This window comes from Streptomyces sp. NPDC002309, from assembly GCF_053593375.1.
Map to the genome: position 1 here is coordinate 74,179 of NZ_JBSFCI010000024.1, position 15,507 is coordinate 89,685.

Here is a 15,507-nt window from a genome sequence, read left to right on the forward strand (position 1 = left end):
CGCGCGGATGGGCGGCCAACCGGGCGGGTGCCCCGCTCCGGGCCGGGCCTACAGCACCGGCAGGCTCTTGCGCAGCTCGAACGCGGTGACCTCGGAGCGGTACTCGTGCCACTCGGCGCGCTTGTTGCGGAGGAAGAAGTCGAACACGTGCTCGCCGAGGGTCTCGGCGACCAGGTCGCTGCGTTCCATCAGGGACAGCGCCTCGCCCAGGTTCTGGGGAAGCGGCTCGATGCCCATGGCGCGGCGCTCCGCGTCCGAGAGCGCCCAGACGTCGTCCTCCGCGCCCGGCGGCAGCTCGTAACCCTCCTCGATGCCCTTCAGACCGGCGGCGAGCAGCACGGCGTAGGAGAGATAGGGATTCGCGCCGGAGTCCAGCGAGCGGACCTCGACCCGCGCCGAACCCGTCTTGCCCGGCTTGTACATCGGGACGCGCACCAGAGCGGAGCGGTTGTTGTGCCCCCAGCAGATGTACGACGGCGCCTCGCCGCCCGCGCCCGCGGTCCGCTCCGAGCCGCCCCAGATGCGCTTGTACGAGTTCACCCACTGGTTGGTGACCGCGGAGATCTCGCCCGCGTGCCGCAGCAGCCCGGCGATGAACGACCGGCCGACCTTCGACAGTTGGAACTCGGCGCCCGACTCGTAGAACGCGTTCCGGTCACCCTCGAACAGCGACAGGTGGGTGTGCATCCCCGAGCCGGGGTGCTCGGAGAACGGCTTCGGCATGAAGGTCGCCTGGAGGTTCTGCTCCAGCGCCACCTGCTTCATGACCAGGCGGAAGGTCATGACGTTGTCCGCGGTGGACAGCGCGTCGGCGTACCGGAGGTCGATCTCCTGCTGGCCGGGGCCGCCCTCGTGGTGGGAGAACTCGACCGAGATCCCCATCGACTCCAGCATGGTGATCGCCTGCCGGCGGAAGTCCATACCGACGTTGGTCGGGGTGTGGTCGAAGTAGCCGGAGTTGTCCGCCGGGGTGGGCACCGAGCCGTCGACCGGCTTGTGCTTCAGCAGGAAGAACTCGATCTCCGGGTGGGTGTAGAAGGTGAAGCCCAGGTCGGAGGTGCGGGCCAGGGCGCGCTTGAGGACATAGCGCGGGTCGGCGAAGGAGGGGGAGCCGTCCGGCATGAGGATGTCGCAGAACATGCGGGCCGTGCCGGGCGCCTCCGCGCGCCACGGCAGGATCTGGAACGTCGAGGGGTCGGGCTTGGCGATCATGTCGGACTCGTAGACGCGGGCGAAACCCTCGATCGCGGAGCCGTCGAAGCCGATGCCCTCGTCGAAGGCCTGCTCCAGCTCGGCCGGGGCCACGGCCACGGACTTCAGGAAGCCCAGCACGTCCGTGAACCACAGGCGTACGAACCGGATGTCGCGCTCCTCCAAGGTCCGGAGCACGAACTCCTGCTGCTTGTCCATCTTCCGATTCCCCATCCTTGCTGGTCAGGCGGTCCGTCACCCGCCCGCGCACGGGACGGTCGGGCATCTGAGCATCCCACCACAACACCGTTTCATGCGCGTTGCGCACCTTGATCGCCCGGCCGATCCCGCCCTGAACGCCGCCGGTACGGCGGGTGTACGGCTCTTGAGCCCATCTTGCCTGCTCGGCCCGGCATCCGTAATGCCCGGCCATTTCCGTGCCCTCCCTACGGCATCGTCGGCCCCGCCCACTACGATCAGCGCACCCGTCCGTCCTCCGCTTCCCAGAAGGGCCAGCCCCATGGGTTCCGCCAAGAACAAGACCGATGCGTCGCGCAAGGCACGCATAGAGGAGATGCGGCGCGCGGAGCGTGCTCGCGAGCGTCGCAGCCGGATCCTGACCATCACGGCCAGTGTGGTCGTCGTCGCCGGTCTCGTCGTCGGCGGCGTGGTACTGCTCCAGTCGCAGTCGGACGACTCCGATGCCGCCGCCGGTGACTCCAAGAACTCCGGCAAGTTCGTCGCCGGCGCGGACGGTGTGCGGACGTGGAAGGGCAAGCTGACCCAGAACCACGTCGCCAAGAGCGTCAGCTACCCGATGAAGCCCCCGGTCGGCGGTGACCACAACCAGGTGTGGATGAACTGCAACGGCGACGTCTACACCGACGAGATCCCCGACGAGAACGCCGTGCACTCGCTGGAGCACGGCGCGGTCTGGGTGACGTACACGAGCAAGGCCGGCAAGGCCGACGTGGACGCGCTGGCGGCGAAGGTGAAGAAGACGCCGTACACGCTGATGAGCCCGGTCGAGGACCAGAAGTCGCCGATCATGCTGTCGGCGTGGGGCCACCAGCGCGCGGTGACCGGCGCGGACGACGCGGCCGTCGACAAGTTCCTCCAGACCTACGTCCAGGGCAAGCAGACCCCCGAGCCGGGCGCCGCCTGCACCGGCGGACTGGCGAAGTGACGGCGGCAGTGAGGCGGGAACCGTGAGGCGCGCGCAGGCCGGATGGATCGCGGGGGCCGCGGCGGCGCTGCTCGCCGGGGTCGGCGGGATCACGTACGCGGTCGCCCAGGACGGCGGGTCCGAGTCGGGCCCGCCCGCCGCCGACTCCGCGGACGCCGGCTTCGCGCGTGACATGGCGGTGCACCACCAGCAGGCCGTGGAGATGTCGTACATCGTGCGGGACCGCACCGAGGACGTGGAGGTGCGGCGGCTGGCGTACGACATCGCGCAGACGCAGGCCAACCAGCGCGGCATGCTGCTGGGCTGGCTGGACCTGTGGGAGCTGCCGAAGGTGTCGCCGGAGCCGATGGACTGGATGGGCATGGGCGGCATGGCCTCCGGCGAGGACGGCGCGCTGATGCCGGGGATGGCGACCGACACCGAGATGGAGCGGCTCGGCACCCTGAACGGCAGGCAGGCCGAGGTCTTCTACCTCCAGCTCATGACGGACCATCACAAGGGCGGCATCCACATGGCCGAGGGCTGTGCGGACAAGTGCTCGGTGGAGGTGGAGAAGCGTCTCGCGCAGGGGATGGTCGAGGGGCAGCAGTCGGAGATCGGGCTGATGGCGGACATGCTCGAGGAGCGGGGCGCGGCGGCCAGGCGGTAGTACGGCGCCGCGTCGGGCCGCACACGGCCGGGACCGGGACTCGGTGGTGTCGTTCGTGGGTTCCGTCGGGCTGCGGGCGGACTGGTGTCGCGTGGGTTCGTCAGGCAGCGGCTGGACCGGTCTCACGTGCGTCCCGCCGGTTTCCGGCCGGGTGGGGTGGTGGCGCGTGGGGCGGCCCACACCCCGTGACCCCCCATCGCGTCGCTCTGACGATTACACTGGTCCCGTGCCTCAACTACGTCTCGCCCTGAACCAGATCGACTCGCGCGTCGGCGACATCGCCGGGAACTCCGAGACGATCCTCGACCGGACCCGGCACTGCGCCGAGCGCGGAGCGCACCTCGTGGCGTTCCCGGAGATGGTGCTGACCGGGTATCCCGTCGAGGACCTGGCCCTGCGCTCGTCCTTCGTCGAGGCCTCCCGCACGGCACTGCGCTCGCTCGCGGCCCGCCTGGCCCAGGAGGGCCTCGGGGAACTCCCCGTGGTCGTCGGCTACCTCGACCGCAGCGAGCGCGCGCAGCCGAGGTTCGGCCAGCCGGCCGGTGCCCCGCAGAACGCGGCGGCGGTGCTGTACGGCGGCGAGGTGGCGCTCACGTTCGCCAAGCACCACCTGCCGAACTACGGCGTCTTCGACGAGTTCCGCTACTTCGTGCCCGGTGACACCATGCCGGTCGTGCGGGTGCACGGCGTCGACGTGGCCCTCGCCATCTGCGAGGACCTCTGGCAGGACGGCGGCCGGGTGCCGGCGGCGCGTTCGGCGCGCGCCGGACTGCTGCTGTCCGTCAACGCCTCGCCCTACGAGCGCGACAAGGACGACACCCGGCTGGAACTGGTCCGCAAGCGCGCCCAGGAGGCCGGCTGCACCACCGCCTACCTCGCCATGATCGGTGGGCAGGACGAGCTGGTGTTCGACGGCGACTCGATCGTGGTCGACCGGGACGGCGAGGTCGTGGCGCGGGGTCCGCAGTTCGCGGAGGAGTGCCTGATCCTGGACCTCGACCTGCCGGCCGCCGATCCCGAAGCCCCGGCCGGTGTGGTGGACGACGGGCTGCGCATCGAGCGGCTCGTGCTGTCCGAGGAGCCGCTCCCGGCGTACGAGCCGGAGCACACGGGTGGGTACGCCGAGCGCCTGGACGACGACGCGGAGGTGTACTCGGCGCTGGTCACGGGCCTGCGGGCGTATGTGCGCAAGAACGGCTTCCGGTCGGTGCTCATCGGGCTGTCCGGCGGCATCGACTCCGCCCTCGTGGCGGCGATCGCCTGCGACGCGGTGGGCGCGGAGAACGTGTACGGCGTGTCCATGCCGTCGAAGTACTCCTCCGACCACTCCAAGGGGGACGCGGCGGAGCTGGCGCGGCGTACGGGGCTGAACTTCCGTACCGTCGCGATCGAGCCGATGTTCGACGCGTACATGGGGTCGCTGGGCCTCACCGGCCTGGCGGAGGAGAACCTCCAGTCCCGGCTGCGCGGCACGCTGCTGATGGCCCTCTCCAACCAGGAGGGTCACATCGTGCTGGCGCCCGGCAACAAGTCGGAGCTGGCGGTGGGGTACTCGACGCTGTACGGCGACTCGGTGGGCGCGTACGGACCGATCAAGGACGTGTACAAGACGTCGATCTTCCGGCTCGCCCGGTGGCGCAACCGGGCGGCCGAGGAGCGGGGCGAGACGCCGCCGATCCCGGAGAACTCCATCAGCAAGCCGCCGAGCGCGGAGCTGCGGCCGGGGCAGGTCGACACCGACTCCCTGCCCGACTATCCCGTCCTGGACGCCATCCTGGAGCGTTACGTGGACCGGGACGAGGGGGCCGACGTCATCGTGGCGGCAGGGTTCGACCCGGAGCTGGTGACGAAGACGCTGCGGATGGTGGACACGGCCGAGTACAAGCGGCGGCAGTACCCGCCGGGGACGAAGATCTCGCCGAAGGGCTTCGGGAAGGACCGGCGGCTGCCGATCACGAACGGGTGGCGCGAGACGGCGTAGCGCTGCGCTGCGGGGGCTGCGGGGGCTGCGGGGTCGGGTGGGGTCGGGTGGGGTGCGGTGCGTGGCCGGGTGCGGGTGGGTCGTGGCTGGTCGCGCAGTTCCCCGCGCCCCTGGGGCGTTCCAGGGGCCGTAAGCCGTAGAGGGACGCCGCGCACCAGACCGGGCCCCGGACCCCACTGGTGTTCAGCGGCGCAGGGCCTCTGTCGGTTCGGGGACGTGGGAGGCGACCAGGCGTTCGTGGCTCGGGGCCGTGCCCCGGCGGTCCACCGCGTACGCCGTCGCCGCCACCACGAGGCCCAGCACCGCGAGCGCCGCGCCCGCCGTCGCCGGGGACGTCGTGCCGAAGCCCGCGGCCAGGGCGAGGCCGCCGATCCAGGCGCCGCCGGCGTTGGCCAGGTTGAAGGCCGCCTGGTTGGCGGAGGAGGCCAGCGACGGGGCTGCCGACGCCTTCTCCATGACCATCAGCTGCAGCGGCGAGCCGGTGACGAAGGCCGCCGTACCGAGCAGGACCACGGCCAGTGCGGCGCTCCACCGGTCCGACATCAGCGCCGGGAAGGCGGCCAGCACCACGACCAGCGAGGTCAGGCCGCCGAAGAGGGTGGCCCGCATGGCCTGGTCGGCGAGCCGGCCGCCCAGCAGGTTGCCGATCGTCGCCCCCACGCCGAACAGCGCCAGCAGCAGCGTCACGCTGGTGTCGGCGTACCCGGCGGCGTCGGTGAGCATCGGCGTGATGTAGCTGAACGCGGCGAAGAGCGCGCCGAAGCCGGCGACCGTGGTGCCGAGCGCCAGCCACACCGGTACCGACCTCAGCGCGGCCAGCTCACCGCGCAGACCGCCGGTGGAGGCGTGCGTGTGGTCGTGCGGGATCAGCAGCGCCAGGGAGGCGATCGCCGCCAGGCCGATCACGCCGACGCCGAGGAAGGTCGCCCGCCAGCCGAGGTGCTGCCCCACGAGCGTGGCGACCGGGACGCCCGCGACGTTGGCGACCGTCAGGCCGAGGAACATCAGGGAGACGGAGCGGGCCTTGCGCTCGGGCGCGACCATGCCGGCCGCGACGACGGCGCCGACGCCGAAGAAGGCGCCGTGCGGCAGCCCGCTGAGGAAGCGGGCGGCGAGCAGCCAGTGGTGGTCCGGGGCGAACGCCGACAGGGTGTTGCCCACGACGAACAGGACCATCAGGCCGATCAGGACGGTGCGCCGGGACATCCGGGCGGTGACCGCGGCGAGCAGCGGAGCGCCGATGACGACGCCCAGCGCGTACGCGGAGACCAGATGGCCGGCGGAGGGGATCGAGATGTTCAGGTCGTCCGCGACCTCGGGCAGGAGCCCCATCATCACGAACTCGGTCGTACCTATGCCGAAGGCGCCCACGGCGAGGGCGAGCAGGGCCAGGGGCATGGAGGGCCTTTCAGAGCGGAGTTCCGGACGTCGTATGTTCATCGTCGGAACAAAGACTGTCAGGCCGAGTATTCCAGCAGGTTAAGTCCGGGTTGCGGGCACCCCGCCCACGGCGTGAGTCCGCCCACATCGCTCAGTCGGAGGACTCGCCCAGCTTCACCCGCGCGGCGATCGGCAGATGGTCGCTGCCGGTCTGCGGCAGCGTCCACGAGCTCATCGGCTCGACGCCCTTGACCATGATCTGGTCGATCCGGGCCATCGGGAACGACGCCGGCCAGCTGAAGCCGAAGCCGCTGCCCGCCGCGCCCTGCGTGGAGCGCATCTGGGCGGTCACGGCGTTGAGGGCGCGATCGTTCATGGTGCCGTTCAGGTCGCCGAGCAGCACGACCCGGCTCTGCTTCTCGTCGGAGATGGCCTCGCCGAGCGCGTCGGCGCTGGTGTCGCGCTGCCGGGCCGTGAACCCGGCCTCCAGCTTGACCCGCACCGAGGGCAGGTGGGCGACGTAGACGGCGAGGTACCCGCCGGGCGCGGACACCGTGGCGCGCATGGCGCGGATCCAGCCGAGCTTGATGTCGACGGGGCGGACGTTGCTCAGCGGATACTTGCTCCACAGCCCGACCGTGCCCTGCACCGAGTGGTAGCGGTACGTCGAGGCCATGGCCGCCTCGTACACCGGTACGGCCGACGCGGTCAGCTCCTCCAGCGCCACCACGTCCGCGCCGGACGCGGCCACCTCGCGGGCGGTGCCGGGGGGATCGGCGTTCTCGGCGTTGACGTTGTGGGTGGCGACGGTCAGTTCGCCGCCGCCGCCGGCCTTGTCGGTCAGCAGCCCGCCGAAGAGGTTGAGCCAGACGATCGCCGGGACCAGCACCGCGATCAGCGCGACGACCGACCTGCGCAGCAGCGCCGGCAGGAGCAGTACCGGGACGAGCACGCCGATCCAGGGCAGGAACGTCTCCGTGAGACTGCCGAGGTTGCCCACGCTGTTCGGGATGTACGCGTGGCCCACCATCACACCGGCGAGCAGCACGGCGAGCACGGCCACGACGAGACCGCGCCGCCAGATGCCGGGGTCGCCACGCCGGCCGCCGGTCACACGGACCGCCACGCGCCGAAGCCGAGTTCCGCGTCGCTGGGGCTCCGAGTCGCCGTCCGCCGTCTCCGTCACGTACGCCTGCTGCGCCATACCGTCGCCTCGCTACCTGCCGTGCACACCGTCGTCCCCCGTGCACAAGACCCTAGGGGATGTCCGGCTCCGATCCTGCCGTCACATGACGGCCGTACGGGGACTTAGGACGAACAAGTCCGCGCCCGGGGTTCCGTTTTCGAGGGCCGTGCGTGGCTTCTGTGACGAAACGCGCACATTCGGGTTAGGCGGTGCGTGAGCTGACGGGCCGTAGTCCTTCGAGCAGGGTGTCGACGAGCTGTTCCGGGAGGCCTTCGGGCAGTTCGGCGTCGGGGTGCAGCAAGGAGCGCACGAGCATGGGACCGACGACGATGTCGTGGGCGAGTTCCACGTCGATATCGGCGCGGAGTTCACCGTCCCGCTGTCCGCGCCGGAGGACCTCCAGGCCGAGCCGGCGGCGCGGTGCGATGACGGCGTTGTGGTACGCGGCCCAGATCCGGGGGCTGGTCTTCATCTGCGCGTACGCGCTGTGCAGGATCGCCGAGGTGCGGTTGGCCAGACCGCGCCGCCGCAGGGCTTCGAGGAGCACGACGAGGTCGTCGCGCAGGGAGGTGCCGGGGAGTTCGGGGTCGGCGGGCTCGGCGGCGCGGACGACGTCGACGAGGAGTTCCTCCTTGCCGCTCCAGCGCCGGTAGATGGTCGCCTTGCCGACGCCGGCGGTACGGGCGATGCGCTCGATGGAGAGTTCGGCGAGCGGGACGCCGTCCTCCAGGAGTCTCATCGTGCCTTCGATGATGGCGCGTTCCACTGCCTCGCTGCGGGGACGGCCCCTGACGGGGGCCGCGGGCGAGGGGTGGCCGGCGGCGAGGGAGTTCACCGGGTTGCGTCCTTTCCGTGCGTTGCGCTGATTGTCCCAGCCCCGCGGCGCCGGCCGCCGCCGTACGGCGACACCGCCGGTGCCGTGGCGCGGCGCGGGCGGGTGCGCCGCTCTTCGCGACGAAGCCGCACGGGCCCCCGCGGGAACGCTGCCCGCGGGAACGCTGTCCGCGGGGCGTGGCCGCGGACGCCCGTGCGGCAGCCCGCCCGCGCCGGGCTCATCCCGCGCCGTCCGCCCCCGCGTGCGCCTCCTGCGGAACGCGGGGCGCGTCCTTCGGGGCGCCGGGGGTTCTGCCCGGCAGGAACGCGGCCACCACCGCCGCGCCCACCAGCGCCACCCCCGCCCCGCACCAGGCCGTGACATGCATGGCGTCCAGGAAGGCCTGGTGGGCCGGGGCCACCAGGGAGGCGCCCTCCGGGCCCAGGCGGGAGGCTGCGGCCAGGGTCGCCTCGATCGACTCGCCGGCCGTGTGGCGCGCCGAGGCGGGGAGGGCGGCCAGGTGCCCGTCGATCGAGGTGCGGTAGGCCGTGGAGAGGACCGAGCCGAGCACCGCGATGCCGAGGGCGCCGCCGACCTGGCGGAAGGTGTTGCTCAGGGCGGAGGCGGAGCCGGCCTTCTCGCGGGGCAGGGCCTGCATGATGACGACACTCGTCGGGGTCATGATGTGCGCCATGCCGGTGCCCATGAGGAAGAAGACGACCTCCAGCACCCAGATCGGCGTGTTCTCGTCCAGCGTCGCGAACGCGCCGAGCGTCGCCGCGATGATCAGCATGCCTGCGGTGGTCGTCGCCCTGTTGCCGAAGCGGTCGACGGCCAGCCGGGCGCGCGGGGCGAAGATCATCTGGGCGGCGGCCAGGGGCAGCATCAGCAGGCCGGTCTCCAGCGGCGAGTAGCCGCGCACGCTCTGGGTGTAGAAGACGGCGAAGAACGTCACGCCCATCAACGCGAAGAAGACCAGCGCGATGACGCCGATCGCGGCCGAGAACACCTTGTTCCGGAAGTGGCCGATGTCGATGGAGGGGTGGTCGCTCCGCTTCTCGAAGAGGACGAACGCGGTCAGGACGGCGAGCCCCGCCCCGATGGCCGCCAGCACCAAGGGATCCGTGAAGTCCGCGAGCTGCCCGCCCTTGATGATGCCGTAGACCAGCAGGACCAGGCCGGCGACGGACAGGACCACGCCGACGGGGTCGATCCGGCCGGGGGCGGGGTCCCGGGAGTCGGGGACGAGCCACAGCATCAGGGCGACGGCCAGGATCACGATCGGCACGTTGACCAGGAAGACCGAGCCCCACCAGAACCGGTCGAGGAGGATGCCGCCGGTGATCGGGCCGATCGCTATCGCGAGGCCGACGCCGCCAGCCCAGATGCCGATGGCCTTGGGCTGCTCGTCCCGCTCGAAGACGTTCATCAGGACGGCGAGCGTGGCCGGCATGACGAAGGCCGCGCCGAAGCCCATCACCGCGCGGAAGGTCACGAGTTCCGCCGGTGAGCCGGAGAAGGCGGCGAGCGCCGAGCCGATGCCGAACACCACGAGCCCGCCGAGCAGGATCTTCTTGCGGCCGAGCCGGTCTCCGAGCAGTCCCGCGCTGAACAGCAGGCCCGCGAAGACCAGGGTGTAGGCGTTGATCGCCCATTCCAGCTCGCTCTGGGTGGCGCCCAGCCCGGTCGGCGCGGGCGTCGAGATCGTCTTGACGGCGACGTTCAGGATCGAGTTGTCCAGGACCACGATCAGCAGGCTCAGCATGAGCACGCCGAGTATGGCCCAGCGGCGCCGGTGCACCGCTTCCGGGACACGGGTGCCGGGAACGGCGGGAGTCGTCATGTTCACGAGCGTAGGAAATTACGATACGAGACGGTACCGTATCGAAAAGTCTTTGCCCGTCCCTGGTGCGATCCTTACGTGCGCGCGTGCGCGCCCCACGTGTGACGAGGGCCCCCTAGCCGTCCCTGGCACGAGGTGCCACGATGGAACCGGTCCGGGGACGCCGTCAGGGCGCCTCGAGATGACGTAAGGAGCCGTTGCAATGACGCAGCTTCCGGCTGCCCAGACTGCACCGCAGAAACCCTCCGACGGCAGCAAGGCGCTGTACGGGGGCAAGGGCACCCGCCGCATCACCGTGCGTGACATCGCCCTCGCCAAGGAGCGCGGCGAGAAGTGGCCCATGCTCACCGCCTACGACGCGATGACCGCGTCCGTCTTCGACGAGGCCGGCATCCCGGTCATCCTCGTCGGCGACTCGGCGGGCAACTGCCACCTCGGGTACGAGACCACCGTGCCCGTCACCCTCGACGAGATGACCATGCTCTCCGCCGCGGTCGTACGGGGCACCACGCGCTCACTGATCGTCGGTGACCTGCCCTTCGGGTCCTACCAGGAGGGGCCGGTGCAGGCGCTGCGCACGGCCACCCGGCTGGTGAAGGAGGCCGGTGTGCAGGCCGTGAAGCTGGAGGGCGGTGAGCGGTCGCACGAGCAGATCCGGCTGCTGGTCGACTCCGGCATCCCGGTCATGGCCCACATCGGCCTCACCCCGCAGTCCGTCAACGCCATGGGCTACCGGGTGCAGGGGCGCGGCGAGGAGGCCGCGCAGCAGTTGCTGCGGGACGCCAAGGCCGTGCAGGACGCGGGGGCGTTCGCGGTCGTGCTGGAACTGGTGCCGGCCGAGCTGGCCGCCGAGGTGACGCGCACGCTGCAGATCCCGACGGTCGGCATCGGCGCGGGCGCGGAGACCGACGCGCAGGTGCTGGTGTGGACCGACATGCTCGGGCTGACCGCCGGGCGGGTGCCCAAGTTCGTGAAGCAGTACGCGAACCTGCGTGAGGTGATGGGCAACGCGGCGAAGGCGTTCGCCGAGGACGTCGTCGGCGGCGCGTTCCCGCAGGAGGATCACTCCGTCCACTGAGCCACCGCCGTACCACGGCAGCCCGCCGATCGTCCCCCGTCGGCGGGCTGCCTTCCTTCCGGCGCCGCGTCAGCCCTGACCGGCCGCCTGGTCCCGGAGGAACTGGTGCAGCGGGGCCGTCGCGCGCACGCGGTACTCCTGGACGGACCAGCCGTTGCCGTCGGGGTCCTTGAAGTACATGAACGTGGCGCCGTCGTCGGGGGTGTACTGCACGGGCTCGGAGACCTCCAGGCCCCGCTCGACCAGTTCCGCGCGGGCCGCCTTGATGTCGGCGACACAGAGCTGCAGACCCTGGTAGGAACCGGGCTCGGGCTTCGTCTGACCCTGGGTCACGTCCCAGATGCTGTCGCCGAGGGCGATCGAGCAGCCGGAGCCGGGGGGAGTCAGCTGGACGATCCGCATGCCCGGCATGACCTCCTGGTCGATGTCGACGTGGAAGCCGACCTTGTCACGGTAGAAGTCGCGGGCCCGGTCGATGTCGCTCACCGGCAGCGGGATCACTTCGAGAGTGAAGTCCATCAGTGCTCCTCCAGGTCGAATCGCCGACGCGTCTGGCTGAACGGCTCACCCTCACCGAAGCGGAAATCGGTACGCGGCGCCACCGAGAAGACACAAGCGTGACCCGGTCTGTGGGGGAAGCGGCCGTTCCGCACCTCGAAGTGCCAGAACTCGCCGTATCTCGCCTCCCGGGCCGCCGGCTCCCGCAGCCGGCCCTCGTCGGTCACGCGGACGGCCTCGCCCCCGGCCGCCAGGAAGCAGCCCCCGCCCCAGGTGCCGGTGCCGGTCGTCGGGACGGCCTGCGCGTTCCCCGCGAGGTCGCGGCCCTCGCGCTCCTCGGGCCCGGTGCGGAAGTGCAGCGCGCCGCCGCCCGACCGGACCGCGGGCAGCGGCGTCGCGTGCGGCCGCCCGTCCGGACGTACCGTCGAGATCCGGAACAGCTCCGCCACCCTGAACAGGGCCTCTGCCTCGGGCCAGGGCGTCGCGGGGGCCGTCGCGTCGCTGCAGCGCGTGTCGAGCCGGGTCCGCCGTCTGCGCCGGTCATCGGCCGCCTCCTGCCGCCGATGTGCCGGTGACGGCGCGCGCCCCGTACGGCGGCCGAACTCATCGGAGCCTGTCACCGGCGGGCCGGTTAGGCTCGGCTCGTACCACGTTGATCCCGACGGGAGGGCGAAGGATGACGCCGGGGCGCAGAAGCAGTACCTTCACGCGACTGCTGCGGCACGGCTTCACCGACCCGGCCGGGGCCGAGCGCCTGCTGGACGGCGCCGGGCTCGACGCCGTCCGCGACGATCCGGTGCTGCTGGAGGCGCTGGGCGCCACCGCCGACCCCGACCTCGCGCTGGACGGCGTGGCACGGCTGCTGGAGGCGCAGCCCGACCCCACCGCGCGCCGTGAACTGCTCGACACCCTCACGGCCTCCAAGCCGCTGCGCGACCGGCTCCTCGGGGTGCTCGGCGCCTCCTCCGCCCTCGCCGACCACCTCGCCCGGCACTCCGGCGACTGGCAGGCGCTGGTCACCTACGAACCGAGGGACCTGCACCGTGGCGTCGAGGAGTTCGAGCGCGGGCTCGCCGAGGCGGCCGACCCGGTCGCGCTGCGCGTCGCCTACCGGCGCTGTCTGCTCTCCATCGCCGCCCGCGACGTGTGCGGCACCATCGACATCGAGGAGACCGCGGCCGAGCTCGCCGACCTGGCCACCGCGACCTTGCGCCGCGCCCTCGCCCTGGCCGCCTCCGACGCGCCCGGCGACGCCGCGACGTGCCGCCTCGCGGTGATCGCGATGGGCAAGTGCGGCGGGCACGAGCTCAATTACGTCTCCGACGTGGACGTCATCTTCGTCGGGGAGGCGGTCGAGGGCGGCGACGAGGGCAAGGCGCTCCGGGCCGCCACCCGGCTCGCCTCCCACATGATGCGGATCTGCTCGGAGACCACCGTCGAGGGCTCCATCTGGCCCGTCGACGCCAACCTCCGCCCCGAGGGCCGCAACGGCCCGCTGGTGCGCACGCTCAGCAGCCATCTCGCCTACTACCAGCGCTGGGCCAAGACCTGGGAGTTCCAGGCGCTGCTCAAGGCCCGGCCGGTCGCCGGCGACCTCGCACTCGGCGAGGAGTACACCGCCGCCGTCGGCCCCCTGGTGTGGCAGGCCGCCGAGCGCGAGAACTTCGTCGCCGACGTGCAGAGGATGCGGCGCCGGGTGATCGAGAACATCCCGGTCGCCGAGGTCGAACGCGAGCTGAAACTCGGTCCGGGCGGTCTGCGCGACGTCGAGTTCGCCGTGCAGCTCCTGCAACTGGTGCACGGACGGTCGGACACCTCGCTGCACAGCGGCTCGACCCTCGAGGCCCTGCGCGCGCTGGCCGCGGGCGGGTACGTCGGCCGGGCCGACGCCGCACAGCTGGAGGACGCGTACCGCTTCCTGCGCTCCATGGAGCACCGCATCCAGCTCTCCCGGCTGCGCCGCACCCATCTCGTCCCCGAGGCCGAGGCCGACCAGCGCCGCCTCGGCCGCTCCCTGGGCCTGCGCGCCGACCCGGTCGCCGAGCTGAACCGCGAGTGGAAGCGGCACGCCGCCGTCGTACGCCGGCTGCACGAGAAGCTCTTCTACCGGCCGCTGCTCGACGCGGTCGCCCAACTCACCCCGGGCGAGACCCGGTTGAGTGCCGAGGCGGCACGTGAGCGGCTTGTCGCCCTCGGGTACGCCGACCCCGCGGCGGCGCTTCGGCACCTGGAGGCGCTGGCGTCCGGCGTCAGCCGCAAGGCGGCGATCCAGCGGACCCTGCTGCCGGTCCTCCTCGGCTGGTTCGCGGACTCCGCCGACCCCGACGCCGGACTGCTCAACTTCCGCAACGTCTCGGACGCGTTGGGCAAGACGCCCTGGTATCTGCGGCTGCTGCGCGACGAGGGCGCGGCGGCGGAGAACCTCGCCCGGGTGCTGTCCGCCGGCCGGCTCGCCCCCGACCTGCTGATGCGCGCCCCGGAGGCGGTGGCCCTGCTCGGCGACGGCGACGGCGGCGGCGGCGGACTGGAGCCCCGCCACCGTGCCCATCTGGAGCAGGAGATCCTCGCGGCGGTGGGCCGCGCCGACGGCGGCGAACAGGCGGTCGCGGCGGCCCGTGGCGTGCGCCGCAGGGAACTGTTCCGTACGGCGGCCGCGGACATCGTCGGCTCCTACGGCACCGAGGCACATCACGCCCCCGCCGACCAGGGCGCGTTGGTGGACCTGGTCGGCGGGGCCGTGTCCGACCTGACGGCGGCGACCCTGGCGGGCACCCTGCGGGCGGTCGTGCGGGACGGCTGGGGCGACACCCTGCCGACCCGGTTCAGCGTGATCGGAATGGGGCGGTTCGGCGGGCACGAGCTGGGCTACGGCTCCGACGCGGACGTGCTGTTCGTGCACGAGCCCCGGGAGGGCGCCGACGAACGGGAGGCGTCCGACGCCGCGAACCGGGTCGTCTCCGAGATGCGCCGGCTGCTGCAACTGCCGAGCGCCGATCCACCGCTGCTCATCGACGCCGACCTGCGTCCGGAGGGCAGGACCGGACCGCTGGTGCGCACCCTGAAGTCGTACGAGGCGTACTACCGCCGCTGGTCCCTGGTCTGGGAGTCGCAGGCCCTGCTGCGCGCCGAACCGGTCGCCGGTGACGAGGACTTGGGCCGCCGCTTCGTCCAGCTGATCGCTCCGCTGCGCTACCCGGAGCACGGGCTGGGCGACGAGGCCGTACGCGAGATCCGGCGGCTGAAGGCCCGTATGGAGTCGGAGCGGCTGCCCCGCGGCGCGGACCCCAAGCTGCACACCAAGATCGGGCCGGGCGGGCTGTCCGACGTGGAGTGGACGGTGCAGCTGATGCAGCTGCGGCACGGGTACGAGGTGCCGGGACTGCGCACCACGCGCACCCGCGAGGCCCTGTGGGCGGCGCGTGAGGCGGGGCTGATCTCCGCGGTGGACGCCGGGACGCTCGACGAGGCGTGGGTGCTCGCGACGCGTGTCCGCAACGCGGTGATGCTGGTGCGCGGCCGAGCAGCGGACACCTTCCCGTCGCACGCGCGGGAACTGGCGGCCGTCGGGCGCTACCTGGGGTACGGACCGGGCCACGCGGGCGACATGCTCGACGCCTACCGGCGCACGGCCCGCCGGGCCCGCGCCGTGGTGGACGCGCTGTTCTACGAGGGGTGAAGGGGGAGCGGGACAGCGGGGCGCG

The 15,507-nt window shown here is 72.0% G+C and carries 12 protein-coding genes; 5 read left to right on the forward strand and 7 right to left on the reverse strand.

Features of this window, described 5'->3' with window-relative positions; genetic code table 11:
- Positions 1 to 48: 48 nt before the first annotated feature.
- Positions 49 to 1,410, reverse strand: coding sequence for a glutamine synthetase family protein (locus ACWCPM_RS21065; protein WP_450977743.1), 1,362 nt, complete (start codon positions 1,408 to 1,410; stop codon positions 49 to 51).
- Between the two features lie 301 nt (positions 1,411 to 1,711).
- Here ACWCPM_RS21065 and ACWCPM_RS21070 point away from each other — a divergent pair, with 301 nt between their 5' ends.
- The 3 genes from ACWCPM_RS21070 to ACWCPM_RS21080 all read left to right on the forward strand — a co-directional run bounded on the left by ACWCPM_RS21070 (position 1,712) and on the right by ACWCPM_RS21080 (position 5,007).
- Positions 1,712 to 2,377: a DUF3105 domain-containing protein gene (locus ACWCPM_RS21070; RefSeq protein ID WP_450977744.1), complete on the forward strand. Its 666-nt coding sequence runs from the start codon at positions 1,712 to 1,714 to the stop codon at positions 2,375 to 2,377.
- Between the two features lie 22 nt (positions 2,378 to 2,399).
- On the forward strand, positions 2,400 to 3,026 hold the full coding sequence (locus ACWCPM_RS21075; protein ID WP_450977745.1) for a DUF305 domain-containing protein: 627 nt from the start codon (positions 2,400 to 2,402) through the stop codon (positions 3,024 to 3,026).
- Positions 3,027 to 3,252: 226 nt separating this feature from the next.
- The gene (locus ACWCPM_RS21080; RefSeq protein ID WP_450977746.1) at positions 3,253 to 5,007 is read left to right on the forward strand and encodes an NAD+ synthase; all 1,755 of its coding nucleotides are present in this window, start codon (positions 3,253 to 3,255) and stop codon (positions 5,005 to 5,007) included.
- A 183-nt stretch (positions 5,008 to 5,190) separates the two neighbouring features.
- Here the strand turns inward: ACWCPM_RS21080 and ACWCPM_RS21085 are convergent, their stop codons facing one another.
- The 4 genes from ACWCPM_RS21085 to ACWCPM_RS21100 all read right to left on the reverse strand — a co-directional run bounded on the left by ACWCPM_RS21085 (position 5,191) and on the right by ACWCPM_RS21100 (position 10,230).
- Positions 5,191 to 6,405 (reverse strand): MFS transporter, encoded by a 1,215-nt coding sequence (locus ACWCPM_RS21085; RefSeq protein ID WP_450977747.1) that lies wholly within the window; start codon positions 6,403 to 6,405, stop codon positions 5,191 to 5,193.
- A 133-nt stretch (positions 6,406 to 6,538) separates the two neighbouring features.
- Positions 6,539 to 7,591 carry an endonuclease/exonuclease/phosphatase family protein gene (locus tag ACWCPM_RS21090; RefSeq protein WP_450977748.1) on the reverse strand — a complete coding sequence of 351 codons (1,053 nt, stop codon included), beginning with the start codon at positions 7,589 to 7,591 and terminating at the stop codon, positions 6,539 to 6,541.
- 184 nt (positions 7,592 to 7,775) lie between these two features.
- Complete coding sequence (locus ACWCPM_RS21095) at positions 7,776 to 8,408, reverse strand: TetR/AcrR family transcriptional regulator (RefSeq protein WP_450977749.1); 633 nt, start codon at positions 8,406 to 8,408, stop codon at positions 7,776 to 7,778.
- Between the two features lie 217 nt (positions 8,409 to 8,625).
- The gene (locus ACWCPM_RS21100; RefSeq protein WP_450977750.1) at positions 8,626 to 10,230 is read right to left on the reverse strand and encodes an MFS transporter; all 1,605 of its coding nucleotides are present in this window, start codon (positions 10,228 to 10,230) and stop codon (positions 8,626 to 8,628) included.
- A gap of 202 nt (positions 10,231 to 10,432) precedes the next feature.
- Here ACWCPM_RS21100 and panB point away from each other — a divergent pair, with 202 nt between their 5' ends.
- The gene (gene panB, locus ACWCPM_RS21105; protein WP_450977751.1) at positions 10,433 to 11,308 is read left to right on the forward strand and encodes a 3-methyl-2-oxobutanoate hydroxymethyltransferase; all 876 of its coding nucleotides are present in this window, start codon (positions 10,433 to 10,435) and stop codon (positions 11,306 to 11,308) included.
- Positions 11,309 to 11,377: 69 nt separating this feature from the next.
- Here panB and ACWCPM_RS21110 read toward each other — a convergent pair whose 3' ends face one another.
- Both ACWCPM_RS21110 and ACWCPM_RS21115 read right to left on the reverse strand, forming a co-directional pair.
- Positions 11,378 to 11,827: a VOC family protein gene (locus ACWCPM_RS21110; protein WP_450977752.1), complete on the reverse strand. Its 450-nt coding sequence runs from the start codon at positions 11,825 to 11,827 to the stop codon at positions 11,378 to 11,380.
- A complete protein-coding gene (locus tag ACWCPM_RS21115; protein WP_450977753.1) occupies positions 11,827 to 12,426 on the reverse strand; it encodes a pyridoxamine 5'-phosphate oxidase family protein in 600 nt (199 codons plus the stop codon). Before ACWCPM_RS21115 ends, ACWCPM_RS21110 begins: the two co-directional genes overlap by 1 nt.
- A 56-nt stretch (positions 12,427 to 12,482) precedes the next feature.
- Here ACWCPM_RS21115 and ACWCPM_RS21120 point away from each other — a divergent pair, with 56 nt between their 5' ends.
- On the forward strand, positions 12,483 to 15,482 hold the full coding sequence (locus tag ACWCPM_RS21120; RefSeq protein WP_450977754.1) for a bifunctional [glutamine synthetase] adenylyltransferase/[glutamine synthetase]-adenylyl-L-tyrosine phosphorylase: 3,000 nt from the start codon (positions 12,483 to 12,485) through the stop codon (positions 15,480 to 15,482).
- Positions 15,483 to 15,507 lie beyond the last annotated feature (25 nt).